A 5,607-nucleotide genomic window follows, 5' to 3' on the forward strand; every position below is an offset into this window, starting at 1 on the left:
ACCCTCGGTTCCTGAGATGAGCACTCGCACTTACCAGGTACGCACGTTCGGCTGCCAGATGAACGTGCACGACTCCGAGCGGCTGGCCGGCCTGCTCGAGGACGCTGGCTACACGCCGGCCGCCGGCGACGGCATGCCAGACGTCGTCGTGCTGAACACGTGCGCGGTCCGCGAGAACGCGGACAACAAGCTGTACGGCAACCTTGGCCACCTGCGGCCGACGAAGCTCGCGAACCCGGGCATGCAGATCGCCGTCGGCGGTTGCCTCGCGCAGAAGGACCGCGGCGACATCGTCAGGAAGGCGCCGTGGGTCGACGTCGTGTTCGGCACGCACAACATCGGCGCGCTGCCGGTGCTGCTGGAGCGCGCCCGGCACAACGCCGAGGCCCAGGTGGAGATCCTGGAGTCGCTCGAGACGTTCCCGTCGACGCTGCCCGCCCGCCGCGACTCGGCCTACTCGGGCTGGGTGTCGGTCTCGGTGGGGTGCAACAACACCTGCACGTTCTGCATCGTGCCGTCCTTGCGGGGCAAGGAGAAGGACCGCCGACCGGGTGACGTGCTGGCCGAGGTCGAGGCACTGGTCGCCGAGGGTGTCCTCGAGGTCACCCTGCTGGGGCAGAACGTGAACTCCTACGGCGTCGAGTTCGGCGACAGGCACGCGTTCGGCAAGCTGCTGCGGGCGTGCGGTTCCGTCGAGGGCCTGGAGCGGGTCCGGTTCACCTCGCCGCACCCCAAGGACTTCACCTCCGACGTCATCGCGGCGATGGCCGAGACGCCGAACGTGTGCCACCAGCTGCACATGCCGCTCCAGTCCGGTTCCGACCGCGTGCTGAAGGCGATGCGCCGGTCCTACCGGCAGCAGCGGTACCTGTCGATCATCGACGAGGTGCGGGCCGCGATGCCGGACGCCGCTATCACGACGGACATCATCGTCGGCTTCCCGGGCGAGACCGAGGAGGACTTCGCGGAGACGCTGAACGTCGTGCGGGCGGCGCGGTTCTCGTCCGCGTTCACGTTCCAGTACTCCAAGCGCCCGGGCACACCGGCCGCCGTGCTCCCGGACCAGCTGCCGAAGGAGGTGGTCCAGGAGCGCTTCGACCGGCTGATCGCGGTGCAGGAGGAGGTGTCCTGGGCGGCCAACAGGGCACTGGTCGGGACAAAGGTCGAACTGCTGGTGTCGACGGGCGAGGGCCGCAAGGACGCGGACACCCGCCGCATGTCCGGCCGAGCCCGCGACGGCCGCCTGGTCCACTTCGCCCCCGGCACCGCTGACGTGCGGCCGGGTGACGTGGTCGAGACCGTGATCACCTACGGCGCCCCGCACCACCTGGTGGCCGACGGTGCGCTGGTGTCCCACCGGCGGACCCGCGCGGGCGACAACTACGAGGAGGGCATCCGGCCCCGGACGTCCGGCGTCGGCCTGGGCCTGCCGTCGTTCGGCCCGCCGGCGGTCACGAGCGAAGCGGTGGGTGGATGCGCGGTCAGATGACGGATTCGGAGCAGCCTTCTGGCGAGAACGAGCAGTTGCGCCAGGAAATCGAGGAGGTCGGCCGCCGCGCGTCCCGCACGATCGACCTGGGCGGCCGGGCGCTGGTGATCGCCATCGCCGTGTTCGTGCTGCTGGTGGGCCTGATCCTGCCGTGGATGAACGGCTCGTCCGGCCTGGAGGTGCTGATCGGCCACGAGACCGGCAAGGCGTCGATGGTCCCGCGCCTGTTCTCGTTGACCTCGGTGCTGTTCGGCGTGCTGGCCTCGGCCCTGACGCTGGTCACCCGACGGTGGGTCTTCGCCTGGGTCGGCGCGGCCGGCGGCTGGTTCGCGAGTGTCGACGGCATCCTGGCCATCTGGTCCCGCCAGTCCTCCGGCAACTCCCCGGGCGTCGGCCTGATCATCGCGGTGGTGGCCATGGTGGCCATCGCCATCCAGTGGCTACGCACCGCCGCCTCCCGCAGCTAACCCCGCGAGTCCAACGCCCCGGACCCGCGTGTCCAACGCTCGGGACGCGCGTGTCCAACGCTCGGAACCCGTGAGGTCAACGCTCCGGACCCGTGAGTTCAACGCCCCGGACGCGCGTGTCCAACGCCCCGGACCCGTGAGTTCAACAAATGTGACCAAGGCTCCTGGCCACGTTTGTCGAACTCAGCGGTCGTGCGGGTCGGACACGCGGGTTCTGCGGGTCGGACACGCAGGTCGGGAGTGTTGGACACGCGGGTTCTGGGCGTTGGACACGCGGTGGGTCAGCGGCTGGCTACCGCGTTCTCGGCTGCCGCCAGCCATTCGCGCCACTGGGCGGCCTGGGCCTCGGCCTGTTCGGCGCGGCGCCTGTCACCGGCCGCGCGGGCCTTCGCCGCCTGGGCCTCGAACTGCTCCACCCGCTCGCGGAACTGGGCGGCCCGTGCCTCGGCCTCCGGGTCGCTGCGGCGCCACTGGGCGTCGGCGGCCTGGCGGACCTTCTCCTCGATGGACCGCAGCCGGCCCTCCAGCTCGCGGATCCGCTCGCGCGGGACCTTGCCGATCTCCTCCCACCTCTCCTGGATGCGGTGCAGCTGGGCACGCGCCTGGTCGAGGTCTGAGGCCGGGTTGATCTTCTCCGCCTCGGCGAGCAGCGCTTCCTTGCGTTTGCCGTTCTCCACCAGCTCGGCGTCACGCTCGTCGAACACCGCGGACCGGCGACTGAAGAACTTGTCCTGCGCGGCGCGGAACTGCTGCCACAGGACGTCGTCCGCCTCCTTGGGCGCCCGGCCCGCCGCCTTCCACTCGTTCATCAGCTCGCGGTAGGCCGCGGCCGTGCCGCCCCAGTCGTCGGAGTCGGACAGCTCCTCGGCCTGGCGCACCAGCTCCTGCTTGCGGTCCTTGGCCGACGCGCGCTGCCGGTCCAGGTCCGCGAAGTGGGACCCCCGGCGCCGGTTGAACGTGTCGCGCGCCTTGGAGAACCGCTTCCAGAGCACGTCGTCGGTCTTGCGGTCGACCCCCTTGATCGTCTTCCACTCGTCGAGGATCGTCCGCAGCCGGTCGCCGGCGGCCTTCCACTGCGTGGAGGACTCGGCGATCTTCTCGACCTCCTCGACCAGCTCCTGCTTGCGCGCGGTCGCGGCCTGGCGGGCCTCGTCGCGTGCGTGCTTGACCGAGTCGACCGCGTCCTGGGCGCGCGCGAGTACGTGGTCCACCCGCGCCTGCAGCGCGTCCAGGTCGCCGACGAGCGCGGCGTCGGTCAGGCTGTCCTTGATGTGCTTCGCGCTCGTGAGGCTGTGCTTGGGGTCGCCGGAGCCGGCCTTGAGCCGGGCCTCGAGCAACTCGACCTCGGTGCGCACGTCGTCGAACCGGCGCGCGTAGTGCGCGAGCCCCTCGGCCGGTTCACCCGCCTGCCACGACCCGATCGCGCGGTCCCCGTCCGCCGTCTTCACGTACACGGTCCCGTCCGCGTCGACCCGGCCCCACTTCTCCGGGTGGGTCGACGCCGGTGGGACCGGCGGGGCCACGGGAGTAGGCGCGGAGGGCAGCGGCGCAGGGGCGGCCGATTCGTCCGCGGTGGTGTTCGTTTCCTTGTCCGGCATGGCCCGTTCCTCCCGCTGGCGTGCCCGCGTCGCGCGGGCGCCCCGCTCTCGCGGGGCCTGGCACTCATCGCGTCGCGCGCGTGAATTCGCACGGCGCACGCGCGCATTCAAACAGGTCATGCGGCGCCTCGGTACTCCAGCGGCGACACCGGACCGCCACTGGAAGCGCAGGGTGACGTCCCGAGCCCGGAGAGTTCACATCGGTGGGTGAGTAGGTAGCCTCGGGCACGTGATCGTCCGCGCCGCCGTCGTGCCGCACCCGCCCCTGTTGGTGCCAGAGCTGGTCGTCGGCGCCGACGTGGACGTGACCGCCGTCCGGGAAGCGTGCCTGACCGTCGCGACCCGTCTGACCAGCGCCGCACCGCGTTGGCTCGCCGTCGGCACCGGTCCGGTCGGCAGGCTCGGACCCGACGCCGCCGGCACGTTCGCGGGTTTCGGCGTGGACGTCCCGGTCCGGATGAGCGATACCGCGACGTCGTCACCTGATCCGGCGATGCCGCTGTCCGCGTTGGTCACGGCTTGGTTACGCGAACACGCCGGCGCGACCGAGGTGACCATGCACCTCATACCACCTGACCTGTCGCCGGAGGACTGTTACGCGCTGGGCGAACGCCTCGCCGCCGAGCCCGCGCAGGTCGGCCTCCTCATCGCCGGCGACGGCTCCCACCGGCACGGCGAGGGGGCCCCGGGACGGTCGGACGACCGCGCCAGCCCGTTCGACGCCGCCGTGCACGAGGCGTTGCGGTCGGCCGACGCCAAGGCCCTCCAGGCGCTCGACCCGAAGCTAGCGGACGAGCTCGGCGCCGCCGGTCGGGCGCCGTGGCAGGTGCTCGCCGGCGCCATGGGCCAGGACCGGTGGACGGCCGACGCGCGGCTGCTCGTGCCGTTCGGCGTGGCCTACCATCTGGCCGTGCTGGACCCAGTGACATGACGCGGGACATGCGGCCGATCGCGGTCGTCGGCCCCACCGCCACCGGCAAGTCCGCGCTCGCCGTCGCGCTGGCCGAGGAGCTGGGTGGTGAAGTCGTCAACGCGGACGCCATGCAGCTCTACCGCGGCATGGACATCGGCACCGCCAAGGTCGCGGCGGACGAGCGTCGCGGCGTGCCGCACCACCTGCTCGACGTCCTCGACGTCACCGAGACCGCGTCCGTCGCCGCCTACCAGCGCGACGCCCGCGCCATCGTCGAACGGCTCCTCGACGCCGGCCGCGTCCCGATCCTGGTCGGCGGCTCCGGGCTGTACGTCCGCGCGGTCCTCGACGAGCTGGACTTCCCCGGCACCGACCCGGACATCCGCGCCCGCCTCGAACAGGAGCTGTCCGCCAGCAGTGCTGAACGGCTGCACCACCGGCTCGCGAAGCTCGACCCGACCGCGGCCGCCTCGATCCTGCCGAGCAACGGCCGCCGGATCGTCCGCGCGCTGGAGGTCATCGAGCTGACCGGTCGCCCGTTCTCCGCGACCATGCCCCGCCCCGGCCCGGCCCGCTACGACACCGTCCAGGTCGGCCTCGACCTGGCCACGGCGGAGCTGGACCGCCGCGTCGACCTGCGTGTGACACGGATGTTCGCCGAGGGGCTGGTCGACGAGGTCCGCCGGCTCGAGAAGGAGGGCCTGCGAACGGGTCGCACCGCGTCCAGGGCGCTCGGCTACCAGCAGGTGCTCGACCAGCTGGACGCCGACGAGGACATGACCGCCGCGGCCGCCGCGACCGCGCAGACCACCAGGCGGTTCGTCCGCCGCCAGCGGTCGTGGTTCCGCCGCGACCAGCGCGTCAACTGGGTCGATGCCACCCGGCCGGACCTGGTCGCCGCGGCGCTAGCCTGGTGATGTGGGTATTCCGTTCCTCAAGGGGCACGGCACGGAGAACGACTTCGTGCTGCTGCCGGACCCCGAGGGCGCGCTCGACCTGACCCCGCAGCTCGCGGCCGCCCTCTGCGATCGTCGCGCCGGGCTCGGCGCCGACGGCGTGCTGCGCGTGGTGCGGGCCGGCACGCCGGTCGCGGTCTCGGCGCTCGCGCAGGCCGGGGTCGTCCCGGGTGACGCCGACTGG

General features: G+C 72.1%; 5 protein-coding genes and 1 pseudogene. 5 read left to right on the forward strand and 1 reads right to left on the reverse strand.

What is annotated here, in order from left to right; translation table 11 throughout:
• Nucleotides 1-16 precede the first annotated feature (16 nt).
• Together miaB and ACJ73U_RS09680 are read left to right on the forward strand one after the other, a co-directional pair.
• Nucleotides 17-1,489, forward strand: a complete 1,473-nt coding sequence (miaB, locus tag ACJ73U_RS09675) for a tRNA (N6-isopentenyl adenosine(37)-C2)-methylthiotransferase MiaB (protein ID WP_407777213.1) — start codon at nucleotides 17-19, stop codon at nucleotides 1,487-1,489.
• Nucleotides 1,486-1,956: a hypothetical protein gene (locus ACJ73U_RS09680; RefSeq protein ID WP_407777214.1), complete on the forward strand. Its 471-nt coding sequence runs from the start codon at nucleotides 1,486-1,488 to the stop codon at nucleotides 1,954-1,956. The genes miaB and ACJ73U_RS09680 overlap by 4 nt, the downstream gene beginning before the upstream one ends.
• Nucleotides 1,957-2,237: 281 nt before the next feature.
• Here the strand turns inward: ACJ73U_RS09680 and ACJ73U_RS09685 are convergent, their stop codons facing one another.
• Nucleotides 2,238-3,554, reverse strand: coding sequence for a DUF349 domain-containing protein (locus tag ACJ73U_RS09685; protein WP_407777215.1), 1,317 nt, complete (start codon nucleotides 3,552-3,554; stop codon nucleotides 2,238-2,240).
• Nucleotides 3,555-3,783: 229 nt separating this feature from the next.
• Here ACJ73U_RS09685 and ACJ73U_RS09690 point away from each other — a divergent pair, with 229 nt between their 5' ends.
• The 3 genes and pseudogenes from ACJ73U_RS09690 to ACJ73U_RS09700 all read left to right on the forward strand — a co-directional run.
• Complete coding sequence (locus tag ACJ73U_RS09690; protein ID WP_407777216.1) at nucleotides 3,784-4,485, forward strand: class III extradiol dioxygenase subunit B-like domain-containing protein; 702 nt, start codon at nucleotides 3,784-3,786, stop codon at nucleotides 4,483-4,485.
• Nucleotides 4,482-5,384, forward strand: a complete 903-nt coding sequence (gene miaA, locus ACJ73U_RS09695) for a tRNA (adenosine(37)-N6)-dimethylallyltransferase MiaA (RefSeq protein ID WP_407777217.1) — start codon at nucleotides 4,482-4,484, stop codon at nucleotides 5,382-5,384. The genes ACJ73U_RS09690 and miaA overlap by 4 nt, the downstream gene beginning before the upstream one ends.
• 1 nt (nucleotide 5,385) lies before the next feature.
• A pseudogene (locus tag ACJ73U_RS09700) lies at nucleotides 5,386-5,607 on the forward strand (hypothetical protein); the annotation flags it as partial.

This window comes from Actinophytocola sp., from assembly GCF_045807065.1.
In the GTDB taxonomy this organism is placed as follows: domain Bacteria; phylum Actinomycetota; class Actinomycetes; order Mycobacteriales; family Pseudonocardiaceae; genus Actinophytocola.

Coding starts and splice junctions, on each gene's coding strand:
- miaB (WP_407777213.1), top strand. CDS start 17: ATGAGCACTCGCACTTACCAGGTACGCACGTTCGGCTGCCAGATGAAC.
- ACJ73U_RS09680 (WP_407777214.1), top strand. CDS start 1,486: ATGACGGATTCGGAGCAGCCTTCTGGCGAGAACGAGCAGTTGCGCCAG.
- ACJ73U_RS09685 (WP_407777215.1), bottom strand. CDS start 3,554: ATGCCGGACAAGGAAACGAACACCACCGCGGACGAATCGGCCGCCCCT.
- miaA (WP_407777217.1), top strand. CDS start 4,482: ATGACGCGGGACATGCGGCCGATCGCGGTCGTCGGCCCCACCGCCACC.